The organism is Phaeodactylibacter sp. (assembly GCF_040219495.1).
Classification (GTDB): Bacteria; Bacteroidota; Bacteroidia; order Chitinophagales; family Saprospiraceae; genus Phaeodactylibacter.
The window spans coordinates 1-21,064 of sequence record NZ_JAVJSK010000048.1 but is presented as its reverse complement, the minus strand read 5'-3'; the positions used below and the strand labels follow the sequence as shown (position 1 = coordinate 21,064).

General features: G+C 52.2%; 15 protein-coding genes. 8 read left to right on the top strand and 7 right to left on the bottom strand.

Annotation, left to right across the window (positions count from 1 at the left end):
* Nucleotides 1-17 precede the first annotated feature (17 nt).
* Nucleotides 18-1,376 (bottom strand): cryptochrome/photolyase family protein, encoded by a 1,359-nt coding sequence (locus RIC19_RS06850; protein ID WP_350177556.1) that lies wholly within the window; start codon nucleotides 1,374-1,376, stop codon nucleotides 18-20.
* 108 nt (nucleotides 1,377-1,484) lie between these two features.
* Here RIC19_RS06850 and RIC19_RS06845 point away from each other — a divergent pair, with 108 nt between their 5' ends.
* From RIC19_RS06845 to RIC19_RS06820, 6 genes are all read left to right on the top strand, one after another.
* On the top strand, nucleotides 1,485-2,417 hold the full coding sequence (locus tag RIC19_RS06845) for a tetratricopeptide repeat protein (protein ID WP_350177555.1): 933 nt from the start codon (nucleotides 1,485-1,487) through the stop codon (nucleotides 2,415-2,417).
* Nucleotides 2,418-2,436: 19 nt separating this feature from the next.
* The gene (locus RIC19_RS06840; RefSeq protein WP_350177554.1) at nucleotides 2,437-2,706 is read left to right on the top strand and encodes a hypothetical protein; all 270 of its coding nucleotides are present in this window, start codon (nucleotides 2,437-2,439) and stop codon (nucleotides 2,704-2,706) included.
* 116 nt (nucleotides 2,707-2,822) lie between these two features.
* Nucleotides 2,823-6,137, top strand: coding sequence for a VCBS repeat-containing protein (locus RIC19_RS06835; RefSeq protein ID WP_350177553.1), 3,315 nt, complete (start codon nucleotides 2,823-2,825; stop codon nucleotides 6,135-6,137).
* 88 nt (nucleotides 6,138-6,225) lie between these two features.
* Nucleotides 6,226-8,046, top strand: coding sequence for a sodium:solute symporter family protein (locus tag RIC19_RS06830; protein ID WP_350177552.1), 1,821 nt, complete (start codon nucleotides 6,226-6,228; stop codon nucleotides 8,044-8,046).
* Nucleotides 8,047-8,051: 5 nt separating this feature from the next.
* Nucleotides 8,052-8,987 carry a DUF4434 domain-containing protein gene (locus tag RIC19_RS06825; RefSeq protein ID WP_350177551.1) on the top strand — a complete coding sequence of 312 codons (936 nt, stop codon included), beginning with the start codon at nucleotides 8,052-8,054 and terminating at the stop codon, nucleotides 8,985-8,987.
* Between the two features lie 2 nt (nucleotides 8,988-8,989).
* Nucleotides 8,990-10,162, top strand: coding sequence for a n-acyl-d-glucosamine 2-epimerase (locus tag RIC19_RS06820; RefSeq protein WP_350177550.1), 1,173 nt, complete (start codon nucleotides 8,990-8,992; stop codon nucleotides 10,160-10,162).
* Between the two features lie 530 nt (nucleotides 10,163-10,692).
* On the opposite strand, the gene hutU is transcribed toward RIC19_RS06820, so the two are convergent.
* The gene (gene hutU, locus RIC19_RS06815) at nucleotides 10,693-12,735 is read right to left on the bottom strand and encodes a urocanate hydratase (RefSeq protein WP_350177549.1); all 2,043 of its coding nucleotides are present in this window, start codon (nucleotides 12,733-12,735) and stop codon (nucleotides 10,693-10,695) included.
* Between the two features lie 168 nt (nucleotides 12,736-12,903).
* Between hutU and RIC19_RS06810 the strand changes: the two genes are divergently transcribed.
* Nucleotides 12,904-14,427 (top strand): M48 family metalloprotease, encoded by a 1,524-nt coding sequence (locus tag RIC19_RS06810; protein ID WP_350177548.1) that lies wholly within the window; start codon nucleotides 12,904-12,906, stop codon nucleotides 14,425-14,427.
* 178 nt (nucleotides 14,428-14,605) lie between these two features.
* Here RIC19_RS06810 and phaC read toward each other — a convergent pair whose 3' ends face one another.
* The 4 genes from phaC to RIC19_RS06790 all read right to left on the bottom strand — a co-directional run bounded on the left by phaC (nucleotide 14,606) and on the right by RIC19_RS06790 (nucleotide 19,577).
* Nucleotides 14,606-15,664 (bottom strand): class III poly(R)-hydroxyalkanoic acid synthase subunit PhaC, encoded by a 1,059-nt coding sequence (phaC, locus tag RIC19_RS06805; RefSeq protein WP_350177547.1) that lies wholly within the window; start codon nucleotides 15,662-15,664, stop codon nucleotides 14,606-14,608.
* Nucleotides 15,665-15,747: 83 nt separating this feature from the next.
* Nucleotides 15,748-17,325, bottom strand: coding sequence for a helix-hairpin-helix domain-containing protein (locus RIC19_RS06800; protein ID WP_350177546.1), 1,578 nt, complete (start codon nucleotides 17,323-17,325; stop codon nucleotides 15,748-15,750).
* A 238-nt stretch (nucleotides 17,326-17,563) separates the two neighbouring features.
* Nucleotides 17,564-18,010: a hypothetical protein gene (locus RIC19_RS06795; protein ID WP_350177545.1), complete on the bottom strand. Its 447-nt coding sequence runs from the start codon at nucleotides 18,008-18,010 to the stop codon at nucleotides 17,564-17,566.
* A 388-nt stretch (nucleotides 18,011-18,398) separates the two neighbouring features.
* The gene (locus tag RIC19_RS06790) at nucleotides 18,399-19,577 is read right to left on the bottom strand and encodes an acetyl-CoA C-acyltransferase (protein WP_350177544.1); all 1,179 of its coding nucleotides are present in this window, start codon (nucleotides 19,575-19,577) and stop codon (nucleotides 18,399-18,401) included.
* 268 nt (nucleotides 19,578-19,845) lie between these two features.
* On the opposite strand from RIC19_RS06790, the gene RIC19_RS06785 reads away from it, so the two are divergent.
* Nucleotides 19,846-20,574 carry a beta-ketoacyl-ACP reductase gene (locus RIC19_RS06785; protein WP_350177543.1) on the top strand — a complete coding sequence of 243 codons (729 nt, stop codon included), beginning with the start codon at nucleotides 19,846-19,848 and terminating at the stop codon, nucleotides 20,572-20,574.
* 261 nt (nucleotides 20,575-20,835) lie between these two features.
* Here RIC19_RS06785 and RIC19_RS06780 read toward each other — a convergent pair.
* A partial coding sequence (locus RIC19_RS06780) for a hypothetical protein (protein WP_350177542.1) occupies nucleotides 20,836-21,064 on the bottom strand: 229 nt, incomplete at its 5' end.

The following is a 21,064-nucleotide window of genomic DNA, read 5'->3' as shown; positions in this document are numbered from 1 at the left end:
ATCTCTGTTTAATGGGCTCAATCCTCAGCCCGGGCCAGGCCAGACTTGTAGGCTTCCAGGCAGCGTTCCCGTGCCATTTTGTGGTCCACTACAGGCTCAGGGTACCGGTCTGTGCCAAACTCCGGCACCCACTTTTTGATGTACTTGAAGTCCTTGTCAAATTTCTTTTGCTGGGAATAGGGGTTGAAGACCCGAAAGTAGGGTGCCGCGTCGGTACCGCTTCCAGCCGCCCATTGCCAACCACCATTATTACTGGACAAATCAAAGTCCAGGAGCTTTTTAGCGAAATAAGCCTCGCCCCAGCGCCAGTCGATAAGCAGGTGCTTGGTGAGGAAACTGGCGGTGATCATCCGCACCCGGTTGTGCATGTAGCCGGTCTGATTGAGCTCGCGCATACCGGCATCCACGATGGGGTAACCGGTCTTCCCTTCGCACCATTTTTTGAAATCCGTCTCGTCGTTGCGCCACTCAATATAATCGTACTTCGGGCGGAAAGAACGCTCCGCCACATGCGGGTATTCGTCCAGAATTTGTGCGTAAAAATCCCGCCAGATCAGCTCATTCAGGAAGGTCTCATTGAGCTGCTTCGCCCGCCAGGCCTTTTCGCGTATACTTATGGTACCAAAGCGGAAATGGATACCCAGGCGGGAAGTCCCGTCGATGGAGGGGATATCCCGGGTCTCGTCATACTTCCGGATCAGCCCCCGGCTGACCTTTTTGGAGGGTAATTCAATTTCAGTGCGTTCAAATCCCATATCTTCCAGGGAGGGCATAGGCAGAGGGGCTGTTTCCAGGAAGTGGTCTGCGTAATCCTCTATCGGATACGGTTTCAGGTAGTAAGAAATGTCCTGCCGCTCACCGTCCGGATTGGTGAACGTATCCGTACGGCTGCCCAATACTTCCTTCCAGGTGCGGCTGTAGGGGGTGAAAACGGTGTAAGTGCCGCCGGTCTTTTTCTGCACTTCTTCGGCCTCAAACACAACATGGTCCTTGAAATCATGGAAGGGGATACCGGCATCATCCAGCATTTCCCGGACCATCTGATCCCGCTCTTTAGCGTAAGGCTCGTAATCCCGGTTGGTGTATACCGCTCCCACGTCATATTCCTTCAGCAGGGCAGGCCAAACTGCTTTGGGAAAGCCGTATTTCACGATCAGGGTATGCCCTTCTTGTTCCAGTTCATCCTTCATCGAATGCAGGGTGTCGTGCAGAAATTCCACCCGTGCATCTTTAGGCTCCTCCAGGTCATCCAGGATTTCACGATCAAAAATAAAAAGCGGCAAAACCGGGTACGCTCCCTTTAGTGCATGGTACAGCCCCGCATTATCATGCAGCCGCAGGTCGCGGCGGAACCAAAAGATACTTACCTTTGACATAAATCGGATTAATTTTCGGATGAGAAACAGCAAAAACAGCTGTTTGTTTAGCTCGTATAATCCCTTGAATATTTTGTATTTTTGAGCAGTCAAGAACACCAACCACTTATGAAAAACGCCCTGATACTGCTGCTCGCCAGCATCCTCTTCACCGGTTTTTGGAGCTGTACCAGCGAACAGCAAAAGCGGCAGTCTGCTATTGCAACACTCGAAGCCGAAGCCGAGGGGGATACAGATGCTTCCACAGCTAAAATCCTGATTGAAGCCTACGAAGACTACACCACCGCCTACCCTGATGATGATACCTTCACCCCACGCTATCTGTACCGTGAGGCGGGTCTGCAGTACCGCCAGGGGGACTTCTCCAAAGCGGCTGAGCTGCTCAAAGGGCTGCTCAAAAACCATGGGGGATCGGAGGTCACACCACAGGCTATGCTGATGCTTGGCGATGTTTACAATGCCGAACTAAAACAACCTAAAGCAGGGCAAATGGCACTACAGGCCCTCACCCTACGCTTTCCCGAGAGTGCTTCCGCCAAAACGGCAGCCGGGCAGTTGGGCGACACCATGATCGCTTTAGAAGATGAGCTGGAAGCTCTGCGTATGTCTATTTATGATGACTCCCTGGCCCGCATCGACTTCCGCAAAGCAGACCTCTATATTCAGCAATCCGAACTATACAGCTTACTGCTGCCAGATGCGGAGTCCACCCCGGTCATTTTATTCCGCGCCGGGGAAATCGCCCGTTCGGCCCGCAACTACGAGAAAGCCCTCGATCTGTACGATAAGCTCTGCAAGGTTTATCCGGAGTACGAAAAAGCACCACAGGCACTGTTCATGCAAGCCTTCATTCTTGACAACGACTTGAAGCGTTTTGATGAAGCCGGCCAGCTTTATCAAAGCTTTATTGACCAATATCCCGACGATGACTTCGCTTCTTCCGCTCAGGTCTTACTGGAAAACCTGGGTAAGGACGAGGAGGAAATCATCCGCAACCTTAATTCCAAAGCAGCCACCCAACCGGCAAATACTAATCAGTAACCCATAATCAGTAACCACTATGTCCAGAAATTACGACCTCTCCGACCCTACCGATCTTGATGTACTAAAATCTGACTTCGAAATGTACAATGCGGACGAATGGCAGAAAATGATTGACTACACGCTTCAGGACGGCAACAAAGGATTGCTCACCTACGATGAGCGGGGAGTGCTGATGCAGGCCCGCAAAAAGGCACTCTACAACAGCCATCCCTCCTCCAAACAAATGGTGTGGGCCCTAAAAGTCGCTGATAAGATCGAAGAACACCAAAAAGAAGCCAAGCTCTAACCTGCCTTTTTTGTGTGCTGTTGCCAGCCCCTATCGAAGGGGTAATAACTGTGTGCGCACACAACTTTACCGTTAATTGCTAGGCGCTTCTGGCAGATTTACTTATTTTTCGTTCCATGAAACAGTTCTTTTGCCTTTTGATCACCACAGGCTTGCTACTCACAAGCTGCCAGAACACTAACCAACAGGGCACTGACCCAACGCAGGGCACTTTTGTGCCCCGTACGGAAAAGGAAACAGGGATCGGGTTTGCGAATACCCTCACCGAGACCGAAGCCCTCAATGTCCTTTCTTATGAGTATTTCTACAATGGCGGAGGGGTCGCCGTCGGGGACTTCAATCAGGACAGCCTGCCGGACCTCTATTTTACGGGCAATATGGTACCGAATGCCCTCTACCTGAACCGGGGTGGCCTGGCCTTTGAAGACCTCACAGACAAGGCAGGGGTAGCCGGGCGGCCGGAGGGTTGGAATACCGGCACCACAATTGTCGACATCAATGATGACGGGCGGCTGGACATTTACCTCTGCTACTCCGGCGATAAAAGCCCGGAGCTGCGCCGCAATCAGCTGTTTGTTAATCAGGGCAATGACAAAAACGGAGTCCCTGCCTTTCGCGAAGAAGCTGCGAAATACGGACTGGACATCCCCGCTTATTCCACTCAGGCGCTCTTTTTTGACTACGACCGGGACGGCGACTTGGACTGCTATCTGCTCAACCACTCAATCGATGACTTCCAAAGTTTTGACGCCACTTACGTAAAAGGGCTGACCGATGAATGGGCCGGTGACAAACTACTACGCAACGACAACGGCCGTTTTACCGAAGTCACTGCCGATGCCGGCATCAAAAGTACGCCCCTGGGCTTTGGGCTCGGCGTTGCTGCTGCCGATGTCAATAATGATGGATGGCCGGACCTCTACGTTTCCAATGACTACATCGAAGAAGACTATCTCTACATCAATCAAAAAGACGGCACCTTCAAAGATGAGCTCAAGCAACAGCTGGGGCATATTTCCCACTTTTCCATGGGATCGGATATCGCCGACTTCAATAATGACGCCCTGCCGGATATCTTCAGCCTGGATATGCTGCCGGAAGACAACCGCCGCCAAAAACTACTCTACGGGCCAGACACCTACGAAAAATACCAGTCCATGCTGCGCAATGGCTTTTACCATCAGATCATGCGCAATATGCTGCAGCTCAACAACGGAGATGGCACCTTTAGCGAGATCGGGCAGCTGGCCGGCGTTTCCAATACCGACTGGAGCTGGTCCCCTCTCCTGGCCGACTTCGACAACGATGGCTGGAAGGACCTCTTTGTCTCCAATGGCTATCTACGTGATTACACCAACCGCGACTTTGTGTCTTACTATGCCGACCAGCGAATTAAAGAAAAACAAGGCCAACAATCGGATGCCCTCCTGGATATCATCGCCAAAATGGAGTCCACCAAAACGCCCAACTACATTTTCCGGAATAACGGCGACCTGACTTTCACCAAAAAATCTACGGAATGGGGCTTCGGCGAGCGGGTCCTGACCAATGGCGCAGTATACGCAGACCTGGACCGGGATGGCGACCTGGACCTCGTCCTCAACAACGTCAATGCCCCCGCCCGTATCTATGAGAACCAGGTTGCCAACGGGCATTACCTCAAAGTAGCCCTGAGCGGCACCCCCGGCAACCGTTTTGCCATTGGTGCAAAAGTTACCCTTAAAGCCAATGGGCAGACCCAAATGCAGGAGTTTATGCCCAGCCGCGGCTTCCAATCGGCTATGCATGTCCCCTTTCACTTTGGCCTGGGCCAGACCGCAACAGTGGCCGAACTTACGGTGCAGTGGCCAGACGGCAGCTCGACTACGCTATCCAATATCCCCGCCGACCAAACCCTGACGATCAGCAGTAACGGTGCACAACCCGCTACGGCGGCGCCCCAACGCCCCGGACTGTACCGCCCCGCTGAAAACGGTCTGCCGTTCGTGCATCAGGAGAATCAGGGCGTAGACTTCAAACAGCAATCCCTGCTGCCTTATGCCCTATCCTACATGGGCCCGGCAGTTGCCGTTGCCGACTTCAACGGCGACGGCCTGGAAGACCTCTTTGCCGGAGGTGCAAAAATGCAGGCCGGGCAGTTGTTCCTGCAACAGCCGAACGGGCAATGGTCACCAAAGCTTCAGCCCGCACTCACCAACGACCTGATAATGGAAGATGTCGATGCCGTTGCATTTGATGCCGATGGGGACGGGGACCAAGACCTTTACGTCTGCAGCGGCGGCTATCATTACCTGCCTGAAGACCTTGCCCTGCAAGACCGGCTGTATTTGAACGATGGTGCCGGCAACTTCGAAAAAGCAGCCCGTGCCCTGCCACTGATGCGGAGCAGCAGTGGAGCCGTAGCCGTAGCCGATTTTGATGGAGATGGAGACGAAGACCTCTTCGTTGGCGGACGGTTGGTACCCGGGCAGTACCCCCTGCCTGCCCGCAGCTACCTGCTGGAAAACGATGGCAGCGGGCAGTTCACAGAGGTTACCGCAGCCCGTGCCCCCGGACTGGAACAGCCCGGCATGGTCACCTCCGCTCTTTGGGAAGACCTCAATGCCGACGGGCAGCCCGACTTGGTGATTGCCGGGGAATGGATGCCCCTCACGGCTTTCCTCAATCAGAATGGGCAGCTGCGCCGTGCTGATCACTTCTTCGGTAAGAACACGGAAGGATGGTGGTGGTCATTGGCTCAAGCCGATATGGACGGAGACGGGGACACGGACCTGATTGCCGGCAACCTGGGGCAGAATACCAACCTTAAAGTATCCGCTGAGGAACCCGCAACGCTTTATTACGGTGATTTTGATGAGAACGGCGCTGTAGACCCCATCCTCACGCACTACATTCAAGGCGCCCCCTACCCTTTTGTGAGCCGGGACAACCTATTTGGGCAGTTATCCGCAATGCGCAAAAAATTCTACGATTACGCCACCTACTCTAACGCAAAGATTGGAGACATCCTTTCGCAGGAGCAGCTGGAACAAGCCGAACAACTCACTGCCCAAACGGGCCAAACCGTATGGATGGAAAATCAGGGAGATGGGCAGTGGGCAATGCACGAGCTGCCCGTAACGGCCCAAATGGCACCGGTGTTTTCCATTCTGCCCCTTGATGTCAACGGAGACGGACTTCAGGACCTCATCCTGGCTGGCAACCTGAGTGAAGCCCGGCCAACGATGGGCCCCTGGGACGCCAACTACGGTCAGCTCTTCCTCAACCGGGGAGATGGCAACCTGGAGTATATCCCACAGTATGAATCCGGCCTAAGCCTGGTTGGGGATGTCCGAGCAGCTATTGCCCTGCATGAAGGCCAAACGCTGCTGTTCTTTCGGAATAATCAGCCAGTGGCCACCTATCGGAAAAACGGAAAAACGATCAACTGATCCTGGAAAAAGCCAGGTCGGCAGCATGGGCCTCCATCGAACCCGAGGCAGGTACCCAAAGCCAAAACGACTTTAAACACCTAACAAAATGAACTTAACCTTACTGGATACCGGGATTATTCTCGGCTATATTGTGCTGACTGTGCTCTTCGGGTTTTGGGTTTCACGGCGAGCCTCCAAAGACATGCAGTCCTACTTTTTGGGTGGCAATAAAATCCCCTGGTACCTGTTGGGCCTATCGAATGCTTCGGGCATGTTTGACATCTCGGGCACGATGTGGACGGTCACCATCCTGTTTGTGTACGGGCTGAAGAGCGCCTGGATCCCCTGGCTTTGGCCAGTTTGGAACCAGGTCTTTGTAATGGTTTTCCTGGCCGTATGGCTGAGGCGCTCGGGCGTGCTCACCGGTGCACAGTGGATTACTTTCCGGTTTGGGGACAAAAGTGGCGGCCGGCTGTCACACATCATCATTACTGTTTTTGCGGTGGTCAGTGTATTTGGGTTCATTGCTTACTTTTTCGAAGGGATTGGTAAGTTTGCGATTATCTTTTTCCCCTGGGACCTCTCCGTTGATCAGGGGCTCATACAACTTACCTCTGCGCAATCCTACGCGCTGATCATCATCGCAGTGACCACCCTTTACACCATCAAAGGCGGTATGTACAGCGTGGTCGGCACGGAGGTCCTTCAGTTTGTCATCATGACCATCTCCTGTTTTGTGGTAGGTGTCATCGCCTACACCAACGTAAGCGGAGAGCAGGTGCTGGCGGCTGTACCACCGGGCTGGACGGAGCTCTTCTTCAGCTGGGAGATGGACCTGGACTGGACCGGCTATCTGGACAGTGTGAATAAGCGGATTGAAGAAGATGGCTTTGGAGCGATCGGGCTGCTGCTCATTGCGATGATTTTCAAAGGTATTTTTGCCAGTCTGGCCGGGCCGGTGCCCAGTTACGATATGCAGCGGGTGCTTTCCACCCCCACCGCCTCCCAAGCCGCGAAAATGAGCGGCCTGACGATCCTGGTCCTTTACTTCCCCCGCTACCTGATGATAGCCGGCTTTGCGGTCCTTTCCCTCGTCTACCTGACCCCGGAATTTCAGGCTATGGGCGCTGATATTGACTTTGAGACGGTCTTGCCTTTAGCCATTGAGCGTTTTGTACCCCCTGGCTTTCAGGGGCTGCTGCTGGCCGGCTTACTGGCCGCCTTCATGGGCACCTTTGCTGCCTTTATCAACGCTGCACCCGCCTATCTGGTCAATGATTTATACAAAAAATATATTAACCCGGACGCCAGCAACAAAACGTACATCCGGTACAGCTATCTGGCCTCCTTTGCCCTGGTCGCCATTGGTTTGATCGGCGGTTTCTATGCGCACAGTATCAACTCCCTGACCCTTTGGATCACCTCCGCCCTCTATGGAGGTTATGCTGCCGCCAACGCCCTCAAGTGGATTTGGTGGCGCTTCAACGGGTACGGGTACTTCTGGGGCATGATCGGCGGGCTGATTGCCGCCACCTTTATCCCGCCTCTGTTCCCGGAGGTGTCAGCCATTTATCTGTTCCCGGTTATCTTCGCCATCTCGCTGGCCGGTTGCCTCATTGGCACCTTTGCCACACCTGCCGAAGATGATGAAACCCTCATGGCGTTTTACAAAAAAACCAACCCCTGGGGCTTTTGGAGGCCCATACGGGAAAAAGTGCTGGCTGCTGACCCTGGCTTTCAACCCAACCGTGATTTTGGCAGAGATGCCTTCAATATCCTGGTCGGCATTGTCTGGCAGATGTCCCTAGTGGTCATGCCGATTTACCTGCTCATCCGGCAGTCGACCGAACTGGCTGTTAGTTTTTTAATTTTCCTCATCACCACCTGGCTATTGAAAAAATACTGGTGGGACAAACTTGAAGACTGACCTTTATGAAAATAACAGGAACTTTCCTGGACGAAATCTCACACGATATTCCTCACCAAAATTGGGGTGCCAAGGAATGGGATACGGATTTCCAGCATATGAAACACATGGGGATCGATACCGTAATCCTGATCCGCTGCGGGTATAAAAACTGGCTGACCTACCCCTCTGCAGTGCTGCAGCAGGAAGAAGAGGCCTATACGCCGCCGGTTGACCTGGTGCGCCTGTTTTTAGACCTTTCCGAAAAGCACGGTATTGCCTTCTATTTCGGGCTGTACGACTCCGGCAAATACTGGTGGGAAAAAGGCGATTTCCAGCGGGAAGTCGACCTGAACCTCAAAGCCATTGATGAGGTCTGGGAACGCTACGGCAGTTCGCCCGCTTTTCAAGGCTGGTACATCTGCCAGGAAGTCAGCCGCAAGACCGCCGGGATCATTGATCTTTACCGGCAACTCGGGCTGCACTGCAAGGAGGTAAGCGGAGGCCTCCCCACACTGATTTCGCCCTACATCGACGGTCAAAAAGCCATTATGGCCAGCGAAGCCGAGCTCACCAAAGCCGCTGCCGTCAGCCTGGAGGAGCACGAAGCCGAATGGAACGAGATCTTCGCCGGTATCCGGGAAGCAGTAGACATCGTGGCCTTTCAGGACGGGCATGTGGACTACCATCAGCTGGCAGATTACTTTGCAGTCAATAAGCAGCTGGCCGACCGCCACGGGCTACGCTGCTGGACCAATGCAGAGTCCTTCGACCGGGATATGCCCATCAAGTTTTTGCCCATCAAATGGGAAAAGTTGCGGCTTAAGCTGGAAGCCGCCCGGGCAGCCGGCCTCGAAAAAGCCATTACCTTTGAGTTTTCCCATTTCATGAGCCCCCAATCGGCCTATCCGCAGGCCGGGCATTTGTACAATCGATACCAGGAATACAGAAACGAACGCTAACCATGTTGAATGCCGGGACCTATACGCCGATTTTTGCAAAAGAGCTTGCCCAACACGTTATCCCCTTTTGGGAGCGCCATTCTCCGGACCGTGCGTTCGGGGGGTACTTCACCTGTCTGTTGCGCGACGGGCAGGTCTACGATACCGATAAATTCGTCTGGCTGCAGGCCCGGCAGGTGTGGACTTTTGCCATGCTGTACAACCGGATGGAGGAGCGGGAATCCTGGCTGAATCTAGCTATGCTGGGTGCTGACTTTCTGGAAAAGCACGGGAGAGACAAGACAGGTAACTGGTACTTTTCCCTCCGGCGGGATGGCCAGCCACTGGTTCAGGCCTACAATATTTTCTCTGACTGCTTTGCCGCGATGGCATTCGGGCAACTCTATCAGGCAACCGGTACCGACCGCTACGCCGAGCTGGCCCGCACCACCTTCAGCCGCATACTCGAACGGCAGGACAATCCGAAGGGGATTTACAACAAGCAAGTCCCCGGCACCCGCCCGCTCATGGGTTTTTCCCTGCCGATGATCCTGTGCAACCTCTGCCTGGAGCTAGAGCCTCTGCTTGAGCCAGGTCTGGTGGAGACGACAATCGATCACTGCATACACACGGTGATGGATACCTTCTACGATCAGGAATCCGGTTTGGTCCTTGAAAATGTGCAGCCTGACGGGCAACTCAGCGACACCTTTGAAGGCCGGCTGCTCAATCCCGGGCATGCACTGGAAGCCATGTGGTTTATTATGGACCTGGGCGAACGGCGGGCAGACCCAAAGCTCGTACAACAAGCTACGGAGCGGGCGCTCTTCATGCTCGACTATGGCTGGGACGAGGAAGCCGGAGGGTTATTTTACTTCATGGACCGCAAAGGCTATCCGCCTCAGCAGCTGGAATGGGACCAAAAACTATGGTGGGTCCACCTGGAAGCGATGGAAGCCTGCCTGAAAGGCTACTACCATACCCGCGATGAACGCTGCGCCAACTGGTTTGAGAAACTGTACGGCTATGCCTGGCCCCGGTTTTCTGACCCGGAATATGGCGAATGGTACGGCTATCTGAAGCGGGACGGTACGCCCCTGCATACGGGCAAAGGCGGCAAATGGAAAGGCTGCTTTCATGTGCCCCGGGCGCTATGGGGCTGCTGGAAAATCCTGGAAGCACTGGAGCAGCAGTAACGCTCTGTCAGGTATCAAATGAAGGGTAAGCCAGTGAGTCCGGTCAAGGTTGAGCGCCTGCGCGATGGCTTCCTGGCGGGAATAGCAAGACCCAGGGTGGACTCAACCTGAACCTGCTCCGGTCGACGTAGCGAAGCATAGTTGACAAACTTTAGAGCGTGTTGGGACTTTTGTCTTCTAGTCGAAAACTAACAATTTTTTGGTTAGACGAGGTACGAAAACCGGAGTTTAGCCTTAGCTAAATAGCCTGTCCCGCAGTTTGCGGGAAGGATTTTCGGGACGAAGTATAAGCAAAAAAGTGTAGTTTGCAGACCGATTACTAAAGTCCCAACACGCTCTTAATGCTGCCCCTTTCTTAACCAACTTTTCATACCTGACCAAGTACTAGTGCTTGGTCAGGTATGAAAAAAGAGTGGAGCCAAACCAGTAAACATTGCAAGGCTTCGGAGAAGTCGCATGTGATCCCCAGCCAGAAGAGATGCCCCTTCTGCTCATCTCTAGCCACCCGTTTTTCCCTACTTTACAAACTACTACTCTTCCAGCTTCGCGACACGGCCCAGTGCAGCCTCCACGACGTTGTCATCGGCGATATACGGCAGGGTTACCTTCAGGCCAGGGTGCGCCTGCATAGTACGCTGAATGGTAGACATAGCCCCCCGGTTGCGTGCCCAGGAACGCCGGGCAATACCATTGTTTACATCCCAAAAAAGCATGCTTTCCAAACGGCGGTCAGATGCCGGCGTACCATCTATGACCATTCCAAAGCCGCCATTGATGACTTCACCCCAGCCAACTCCACCTCCATTGTGGAGTGAAATCCAGGTCGCACCCCGAAAGGCATCCCCAATAACGTTGTGCACAGCCATGTCGGCGGTAAACTGAGAGCCATCGTAAATATTGGCCGTTTCCCGGTAAGGCGAGTCCGTACCAGATACATCATGGTGGTCGCGCCCCAGCACAACGGGTGCAGTCAGTTCCCCCCGGGCAATTGCGTTATTAAAGGCGCGGGCAATCCGGATCCGGCCCTCAGCATCCGCGTAGAGGATACGGGACTTGGAGCCCACCACCGGCAGGTTCTCTTCTGCCCCTTCGATCCAGTTGAGGTTATCCTGAAGCTGAGGGCGGATATCTTCCGGGGCTTCTGCCAGCATTTCCCGGAGCACCTCTGCCGCAATTTTATCGGTTTTTTGCAAATCTTCCATCGTGCCTGAGGTACATACCCAGCGGAAAGGGCCAAAGCCGTAGTCAAAACACATCGGCCCCATAATGTCTTCTACGTAAGAAGGATAGCGGAAGTGCCCCTCGGCTTCATCCAGCCAGATATCTGCACCCGAATTCCCCGCTTCTTTCAGGAAAGCATTGCCATAATCCCAAAAGTACATCCCCCGCTCTGCAAGGGTGTTGAGGGCCTTTACATGACGCCGGAGGGTGTCCCTGACTTCTGACATAAACTGAATGGGGTCTTTGTCCAGCAGTGCTTTAGCCTCCTCAAAGGTGTAGCCTGCCGGTGTATAGCCCATGCCTTCTATATTGTGGAGAGAGGTTTGATCAGACCCCAACTCGATCTTCACACTATCGCGGGCAAAGCGCTCCCAAAGGTCGACCACATTCCCCTGATAGACCAGTGCCACAGCTTCCTTTGCCTGCCGTGCCTGTTCGATGCGGGGCAACAGCGCATCGAGGTCAGTGAATACATTTTCTGCTTTGATATAGCCGTCCGTCAGGCGTTGCGCAACAGCATCCGGGTCTATTTCGGCCACAACCCCGACCGCGCCGGTTACTTCTGAGGCAATAGTCTGTGCGCCGGACATGCCCCCAAGCCCGGAGGTCACAAACACTTTACCGCGCAGGTTCTTATCGCCCAGCCCCATTTTCCGGCCCGCGTTGAGCAGGGTGATGGTGGTGCCGTGTACGATACCCTGCGGGCCAATATACATGAACGAACCGGCTGTCATCTGGCCGTAAGAAGTTACGCCCAGGGCATTATATTTGTTCCAGTCTTCTTTTTTAGAATAGTTGGGGACCATCATGCCATTGGTCACGACTACTCTTGGTGCTTCCGGGTGAGCAGGAAACAGCCCAAGCGGATGCCCGGAGTAGAGCACCAGGGTTTGATCGTCTGTCATTTCCGCCAGGTACTGCATTACCAGCCGGTATTGCGCCCAGTTTTGGAAGACGGCCCCGTTGCCACCGTAGGTGATGAGCTCATGCGGGTGCTTAGCTACCTTGGGGTCGAGGTTATTCTGGATCATAAGCATGATTGCCGCTGCCTGCCGCGACCGGTGTGGGTAGGCATCAATTGGGCGGGCGTACATATCGTAATCGGGGCGGAAACGGTGCATATAAATGCGGCCGTAGCGCTCCAGCTCATTGGCGAACTCAGGTGCCAGGACCTCATGCTGATGCACCGGGAAATAACGCAGTGCATTTTTGAGGGCCAGCGCACGGTCTTTTTCTGAAAGTACGCCGTCAATGCCGCGCTTGGGCGCATGGCTCACGTTGGGGTCATAAGGTTGGGGCGTGGGCAGCTGATCGGGAATGCCCTCCAGTATCATTTTTTGGAATTCGGTCATATTTGGCGTTTTATGCTAAGGTCGGACTTTTTTTAACAAAAGGTTAAACGTATTAACGGTCTTTAACGGACAAGCGGTAGTGAAATTAACATTGATTTTTTGCCCCGATCGATTTCCGGTTGTATTTTAACTTCGCAAAAGTAAAACCGTAAAAAAACCCTACACAATATGAAGTACCCCATTTACACGCTAATCGCGCTGCTCACCTGTACTTTTCCGGCTAAAAGTCTGGCTCAGGGTTACACCATCAAAGGCGTAGTCAACGAAAAATTCCGTACCGCTGATGCCTCCTATGACAGATTAGATGCAGGCACAATTGTAGAACTAAGCACCTACCGCATCATTGCAGGAGCGCCCATGATCCGGGCTAACGTCAACGGGCAAAAACGTATGATTTCCGCCTTCGACTTAGAACACCTCGACTTTCAGGTCAATGACCTCTCTACCGATGGGGTCTGGTACCTGCAGTTTCTGACGTCCAGCGCCCTCGACGAGTTATCCAAAAGAGGTTGGGACTCGGGCGTACGACGGGCGTTGCAGGAAGAATACCTTAGCTTTAACGAAACCATCACGTTGTTTGATGACCCCTATCTGGAGGACTACCTCAACCAGATCCGCCTGAAGCTGTTCCCGAAGCAACCTATCGATAAACACCCTGCCGTTATGCGTATCCGGGTGTATGCCTCCTCAGAGCCCGGCACTTTTGCCTGTGCGAACGGTGATCTGTTTATCTCGACCGGCCTGCTTTCGACCCTTCAGTCAGAGGATGAGCTCATTGCCTTGCTTGCGCAGGATTTTGCCCATATTCAGTTCAATCATTCTGTTGAAAACTACCGGCGAAATTTATCGCGTGAAGCCCGGGCCGTTTTTTGGAGCCAGGTGTTGACCGCTGCCGCTGCCCTAACCGAAGTGGCAGTAGCCAATCAATCTATCCAGAATGGCACCTTCAGCCCGGTTGACTTATATGCTTTCGGTGCATTCACAGAGAGCATATCTCTGCTATCTACCTCCATTGCATTCAAAATTGCCAACCGCCTCGGTATGGAGTATACCCCGGAGCAGGAGGAGGAAGCCGACCGGGCAGCAAAGATGCTTTTACAAAACCTCCAAGCTGATGAGCAGGCCCTGCTGAGTGCTTACACCCGAATCTACGAAGCTCAGAAAAACAGCCGGACCTTTGAACTGCAAACACAGGAAGAGCACCTCTATCCTCACCTGTATCGCCAAATGATTAACCTGGGCTACGAAAACAATTATAAGTTACCCGCTGCGAATTCCGCCTACATCAATGCGACGGCCATGGCACGGCGCAATACCGCCTGGCAGACCTTCCTGAATGGCAACTACGAGCGTACACAGCAGCTCCTGACCACACAGCTTGATGCTGATGCCGCTGTACTTGAGGACTACATGCTGCAATCCGTGCTGTTGCGGCAGACCTCCAATAGTGCCGGAGATATGCAAAGAGCCATGCTCCTGCTGCGAAAAGCAGAACAGGAAGCCTATGCCCTCTCCCCGGAAATCCACCTGGAAAAAGCAATGGTGCTACTCCGGCTGGATGAGAAAGAAGGTGCCCGCCGGGAACTGGAGAACTACCGCAATGCGTTAAAGGAAACCGGTGAGGGGGACAATCAGGGTAACCGGATGACCTGGGTTACCCAAATGCTGGAGAAGCTGTCGCGGGAGAAATAAAAAACGAACTGGCTGCAGTTGCCTGCAGCCAGCTCAGCCCTAACCAAATTAAAACCAGGTATTACCAAATTGCAGTTAAACGTGGGGGGGTGAAGATGATATTGGACTTCGCTCCTGATCTTACCCAAGCCAAAAGTAGTGTGTGATCAATGAGCTTGATGCGTCGGGGGCCTTGCTTTTAATCCCGCTCTGCCAGCCAGCTGGCAACTGCAGGTGTCAGCAGTTTTTGAGAACGCCCGCCAACGAATACGCCAATATGCCCACCCGGAAACTCCATCAACTCCTTGTCCTTTGAGCCTATTTCATCGTTGATGGGCTTTGTCGTGGCCGGTGGTACGATGTGGTCATGCTTGGCATAAATCGTCAACACCGGCATTGTAATATTTTTTAATACTACCAGGTGGCCGCCCAGTTCAAATTCGCCGTTGATGAGCTTGTTGTGCTGGTACATATCCTTAATGAAGCGGCGGTAGGTTTCTCCGGCCTGTGCTGGGCTGTCGGCCACCCAGTGCTCCATGCGCAGGAAGTTCATCATCCGCCCTTTGTTGGCCATGGTTTGGGGCAATGCCATGTACTTGCGGGCTTTGTTCATAGGCTTGAGCAAATCGAAACCGGTATTGAGGAAATCACCAGGGATAATGCCGCCAAACCCATCTACAATCGCGTCCACATCCATGTCTTTGGCCCATTTGAACAATAACCCTTCTTCGTTATCGAAGTCAACGGGCGTCACCAGTGTGACCAGATTTCTGATCTTTTCAGGGAACAAGGCGGAGTAAATCAGGCTAAACGTACCGCCCTGGCAAACGCCTAGCAGATTGACTGTAGCGATATCATGGGCGCCCCGGATGTAGTCCACACAGTCATTAATATTGCCGAGGATGTAATCTTCCATCGTCTTATAGCGGTCTACCTTGGTGGGGTAGCCCCAGTCAATGAGATAAACATCAAGGCCTTCGCTCAACAGCTTGCGGATGAAGCTGCGGTCTGGCTGCAAGTCCATCATCTCCCAGCGGTTCACCAAAGCATAAGCCACCAGGACCGGTGTTTTTGTGGCAGGCTTGCCCTCTCGTAAAAAGTGGTAAAGTTTGACTTTGCCGTCTTCCCAGACCACTTCGCGCGGTGCAGTGGCCACGTCAACATCGTGTACGCTGTTGATATTCCTGAGGGCATCGGAAGCCGTATTGACCTGTTCGATGAGTTGATCGCTGATATTATTGGATGCAGTTGTGCTCATGGGTTGATTTTTTACCGGATTGAAAACTAATCAGGCGGCTGTCGGCAACAACAGCCCCAATTACCTCTGTTTTATTCATGATGTTACTTCAGTAAAGCCTTGGCTTGCCGGGCCCAGTGGTCGCGCTTGGCCCGCCCCTGAAAAGTGCCGAGGAGCTCATCAATTTTATCGTACTCAGCTGTCCCCATTTTGGCCACTTGCTTAAGGGTATAAACCCCGAGATCATTAAGCATACTTTCCAGCTTGGGCCCTACGCCCTTGATGCGCTTGAGGTCATCGGCATCGGAAGCAGATGCGGTCCCGATTTTATCCATCAATGCTTTAATAGCAGTGACCGGCGCAGCGGTGGCTTTTTTCTCCGCATCTGACTCCCCGCTGGGTGGCATGGCTTTCTCAAGAGCTGCCAGACGGTGTTCCAGAGCGCGTACTTTGGTACGCAGTGCTGCCGCCTCCATAGCGATATCGTCCCCTTCGGTATGAGTCAGAAAGGGCAGGTCGGCATACATCAATTCCATCAGGCGGCCATGGTCCCGCTTGATGCCCACAGCTAAAGCTGACACTTCGCTCTGCAATTTGGAATATTCATCCGTGTGTAAAACCTTGAGCACAGCGTCTTCCAACTTATTGAGATAAGCCTGCAAGAACGTTTGTAAATCAGGCATTTGCGACTCCTTCTGGTATTGTTCGGCAAATCCCCGCAGGGTGTCTGGCATAGCAAACTGCCCCGACTCATAGACCTTGGCCTGCATTTCGGCAGATTTCAGTACAAAGGCAATATAATGAAACTGAATATCCTGCAGCGTTTTGGAAATCTCTGTTTCCCGCCCCTGAGCAGCGATGTTGTTGAACGGGGCCAACTGATCGCGCAGACGGTTATTCAATTCCGCTGCCATCTCAAAGAAAGGCAGCTGGCCGGTATTCGTCATAGAGTCCATTTGCGCCTTCCAACTTTCGCTGACCGTCTTCCAGTCACCGGATGGGGTGCCCATGTAGGACATCATATTCGAAAACCACTTATTGACCTGTTCGACTACATCGCTGGCATTGCCCACCGGGCGGAAGCCCATCATCTGGTTGACCAGTTTCTGGTAGGGCTCCATGCCAAAATATTTGCCCGCTATTTCACTGTCGTAGAGTCCGTTTTTGATCAGGCGCTGCAGCGGTTCCCAATACTTCGACATAAATTTGTAGCTGTCGAGAAAGCCCGTGTAGTGAGGCCGCATGTTGAAAGGCATTTTATCCAGCACCTGAGCACTGAACCAATCCTGTTCTCCCCCCATCCACTGTTTCCAATTCGACATATTATCCTGGAAGTACTGAGCAGCGTCCCCTAAGCTGTCTGTGCCAGGGATTTTGAAGCCCATTTTATCAGCATGGGACTTGAAGAAGTCCGCCCACTTTTGGGTAAACTCCGTTTGAATCTGCATGTATTTGCGCAGGTGCTCCGGTGTTTGCTGCAGCATATCCTGAGGGTTGCCCTTCATAGCTTCCTGGAAAAAAGCTTGTTGCTTGGTGTACCACTCCTGAAAGAGCGCCTCTCCGGCTTTGGCAGGATCAGCCTGCTCCGGCTGAAAAGGTTTAGTCATCTGGTCAGACAATTTTGACCAAAACTCCATTGCTTTTTTCTGGCCCTCTAGTAAGGTATCGAATTGATTACTCATGGTTGGTTGGTTTTAAAAGTGGAGGAATGGGCTTGAGCAGCCTTAGAGCTTGTTTGGACTTTTGTCTTCTAGTCGAAAACTAACAATTTTTTGGTTAGACGAGGCACGAAAACCGGAGTTTAGCCTTAGCTAAATAGCCTGTCCCGCAGTTTGCGGGAAGGATTTTCGGGACGAAGTATAAGCAAAAAAGTGTCCCGGTGCACCGGGACAGACCGATTACTAAAGTCCCAACACGCTCTTAGTTAGCGCTCATGTACTCCTGCATCACCTCACCGTTAGCTTTGGTGGTATCGTAGAAGGTCTTCATAGAGTGCTGATACAGCTCGCTGAGCTTCCTGGTGCGCTCCTGCGTGCTTTCCATCATATTGCCGGACCACATATCCTTGAAGTACGCAGCAGACTTCTTGTATAATTCCATGCTGACCTCCATGTTCTTGGTATAGTCTGCCGTAAAGGTTGCCCAGAAGTCTTTCTGATAAGCTTCCATCTTTTCTTTAGAAGCCATTGCTTCCATCATTTCGGAAGTTTTGGTATAGTAGTCATTCATCAATTCACCGGCTTTATCGGAGACCTCGGAAGAGGGCGTCATCATTTCCATCCAGGCGTTGGTGAATCCTGCCATCGTTTTGAATAACTTCGCCTGATTGTCCATCAGCTGATCGTAATAAGATTTTGTTGAAGCCATGATGCTAGTCTTTTTAATGGATGAGAAAGTATAGTTTGTTTCGATTAGTATAAAGATAGGTACACGCCGACCGGCAATCAATAGGTCTTTTTATATGTTTTGCATTGACTTAACAATACATTTAGCTTACTTTTTATTTAAAAAACTCATTATCAATTACTTATTAATATTTTTATACACCTTGACCATACTTATTTTGCCCTTGATTATTAATGGCCTCAATGATTGGGGCGGCGCATTAGGCCGGTAGAGCTTGTTGGGGTTTTACACTTCGGTTGGCTGCGTTCGCTCCAAAAGCAAAATCCCAACACGCTCATAGTAATACGGCAAAAAAAAAAGCCCGGGGCAACACCGTGCCTCAGGCTTGCAACTATGTTGCTAAAAGCGTTTAAACCTTCTCGATGATAATCGAGGAAGCACCGCCGCCGCCATTGCAGATCGCTGCCAGGCCACGCTTTGCATTTTTTTGGTGAAGGACATTATTGAGGGTCGTCACGATACGCGCCCCACTTGCACCAAGGGGGTGCCCCAGAGAAACCGCGCCACCGAATACATTGGTCTTTTCAACCGGTACATCGAGCATCTTATTAAAAGCCAGGGTGACTACCGCAAAGGCCTCATTCACTTCAAAATAATCAATGTCGCTCAGGCTCAGCCCGGCCCGCTTCAGGGCGATCGGTGCTGCTTTAGTTGGAGCAGTGGTAAACCATTCCGGTTCGTGGGCTGCGTCTGCGAAGCTGAGGATCTTCGCCAGTGGTTTGAGGTTAAGTGCTTTTAGCTTTTCCTCGCTCACCAGCACCAGTGCCGTAGCTCCGTCATTAATGGTAGAAGCATTGGCTGCAGTCACCGTTCCGTCTTTGGTGAAAACCGGGCGCAGCGTAGGGACTTTCTCAAACTTGACCCGCTTGTATTCTTCATCTTCGGTCACGGCAATGGGGTCGCCTTTGCGTTGGGGCACATGTACCGGCACTATTTCATCGGCGAACGCACCGGAGCTTGTAGACTCTGCAGAGCGCTTGTAAGAAAGCATTGCAAATTCATCCTGCTGCTCACGGGAAATCTCGTATTTTTTAGCTGTCGCATCAGCACAAACGCCCATAGCCATTTGCTGATAGGCATCCGTGAGGCCATCTTTGACCAGGCCGTCCACCATTTGCCCATGCCCGTATTTGTAGCCGTAACGCGCTTTGGGCACGTAGTACGGAATGGCGCTCATGTTCTCCATTCCGCCAACGACCACCAGGTCCTGAAAACCCAGCATAATAGCCTGTGCGCCAAACATGATCGCTTTAGCTCCGGAAGAGCACACCTTATTTATCGTGGTGCAGGGGACCGTATTGGGAATACCCGCCCCCAGGGCCGCCTGCCGTGCCGGTGCCTGCCCGAGGTTGGCGGAACAAACGTTGCCCATGAAAACTTCTTCGACATGCACGGCTTCAACACCGGCTTTTTCCAATGCGCCTTTGATGGCGGCTGCACCAAGATCCGTAGCGGAAACGTTAGCAAATACGCCCCCGAAACTCCCGAGCGGTGTGCGGACTGCTGATGCGATATAAACTTCTTTCATTTTCGGTTAGGATTTGATAAACTAAATTATTTAGATATTTATATGTAAAGGTCGCAAAATATAAAGACTGCTGCAAGCACAAAAAGCTTGTCCATGCCTTTAATTATCAACCTAACATAATGCTTATCAGGTTTTTACAAAAAAATAGCCCCTAAAAAAAAGTAAAGTCAACCCTACTGGCCCTGATCGCGAAATCTAGAATAGGCTGGCTTTACCTATTTTTGAACAACTCAGAATCCAATTTAGACAGACCATTTAACACTAAATTATGAATAAGCTTAAGGATAAGGTTGCTATTGTTACCGGTGGGGCAATGGGCATAGGCAAGGCCACTGCTATCCGCTTTGCAGCAGAAGGCGCGAAAGTAGTCATCTGGGACATTAACGAGGAAAAAGGCAAAGCCTTGGCGGATGAGCTCGATGGGCTTTTCTTTAAGGTCAATACGACGGACCTCTCTGCCTGTGAATCTGCTGCTAAAGCGGCTGTCGATGCATACGGCCAAATCGACGTCCTGATCAATAATGCCGGGATCACCCGGGATGCGACCATGAAAAAAATGACTGCCGACCAATGGCAGCAGGTCATCGATGTGAATCTAACGGGGGTCTTCAACTCCACTAAAGCCATACTGCCCTACATGCTGGAGCGGGAATACGGCAGAATTATCAGTGCTGCCTCAGTGGTCGCCCACAACGGCAACTTCGGACAGACCAACTACGTTGCGACCAAAGCAGGAGTGATCGGCATGACCAAAGTGTGGGCGAAAGAGTTTGGCCGCAAAGGGATCACCGCCAACGCTGTTGCCCCTGGCTTTATCGGCACCGAAATGGTGCTGACTATACCCGAAAAGGTGATCAATATGCTGAAAGAGAAAACACCGGTGCCCCGGCTGGGCGAGCCCTCAGAAATCGCAGCAGCGTATGCTTTCCTGGCTTCAGACGATGCCGCTTTCATCAACGGTGCTGTACTGAATGTAGATGGTGGGGCTACGCTGTAGTATGCTCACAATGAGGTTGTCGACAACACCGAAGTTAGAGCCTGTTGGCCGCAGCAGGTTGAGGTTGAACGCCTTCGCGATTGACGTAGTGAAGCATAGTCGACAACCTCAACCTTTCTAAGGGGTTAAGACTATGTTTGCTAAACGTTCACGCTCAGGCACTTCCGAGGCGACCCACTGGTGCCCTGATGGCGTTTTTTTTATTGTCACGGGATCGCCGCTTTCATTTTATGACTATACTCCCGGAAAAACTCGGCGATCTCAGGCAACTGCTGGTAGGAAAAGAAAAAAATCAGGCCCAAAATCCCGTAGATCACGAAAACCTGAATATTTAGAATAGCTTTGGGGGTAAGAGCATGTTTGGAGCTCGTTGCTATTGCAAATCAACGCTTTATGAACCCCGCAGAAATGCGGGGCAAGCTCTGACTTCCTCACTAAATTTTCATTTAGCCCGCTAAACTCAAATTTAGTGACTTTGCCAGAACCATAA

Excerpts from the sequence above, each read along its gene's own strand:
- RIC19_RS06835 (WP_350177553.1), top strand. The coding sequence starts at position 2,823 with ATGAAACAGTTCTTTTGCCTTTTGATCACCACAGGCTTGCTACTCACA.
- RIC19_RS06800 (WP_350177546.1), bottom strand. The coding sequence starts at position 17,325 with ATGAGTAATCAATTCGATACCTTACTAGAGGGCCAGAAAAAAGCAATG.
- phaC (WP_350177547.1), bottom strand. The coding sequence starts at position 15,664 with ATGAGCACAACTGCATCCAATAATATCAGCGATCAACTCATCGAACAG.
- RIC19_RS06795 (WP_350177545.1), bottom strand. The coding sequence starts at position 18,010 with ATGGCTTCAACAAAATCTTATTACGATCAGCTGATGGACAATCAGGCG.
- RIC19_RS06830 (WP_350177552.1), top strand. The coding sequence starts at position 6,226 with ATGAACTTAACCTTACTGGATACCGGGATTATTCTCGGCTATATTGTG.
- RIC19_RS06820 (WP_350177550.1), top strand. The coding sequence starts at position 8,990 with ATGTTGAATGCCGGGACCTATACGCCGATTTTTGCAAAAGAGCTTGCC.
- RIC19_RS06790 (WP_350177544.1), bottom strand. The coding sequence starts at position 19,577 with ATGAAAGAAGTTTATATCGCATCAGCAGTCCGCACACCGCTCGGGAGT.
- RIC19_RS06850 (WP_350177556.1), bottom strand. The coding sequence starts at position 1,376 with ATGTCAAAGGTAAGTATCTTTTGGTTCCGCCGCGACCTGCGGCTGCAT.
- RIC19_RS06825 (WP_350177551.1), top strand. The coding sequence starts at position 8,052 with ATGAAAATAACAGGAACTTTCCTGGACGAAATCTCACACGATATTCCT.
- RIC19_RS06840 (WP_350177554.1), top strand. The coding sequence starts at position 2,437 with ATGTCCAGAAATTACGACCTCTCCGACCCTACCGATCTTGATGTACTA.
- RIC19_RS06845 (WP_350177555.1), top strand. The coding sequence starts at position 1,485 with ATGAAAAACGCCCTGATACTGCTGCTCGCCAGCATCCTCTTCACCGGT.
- hutU (WP_350177549.1), bottom strand. The coding sequence starts at position 12,735 with ATGACCGAATTCCAAAAAATGATACTGGAGGGCATTCCCGATCAGCTG.
- RIC19_RS06810 (WP_350177548.1), top strand. The coding sequence starts at position 12,904 with ATGAAGTACCCCATTTACACGCTAATCGCGCTGCTCACCTGTACTTTT.
- RIC19_RS06785 (WP_350177543.1), top strand. The coding sequence starts at position 19,846 with ATGAATAAGCTTAAGGATAAGGTTGCTATTGTTACCGGTGGGGCAATG.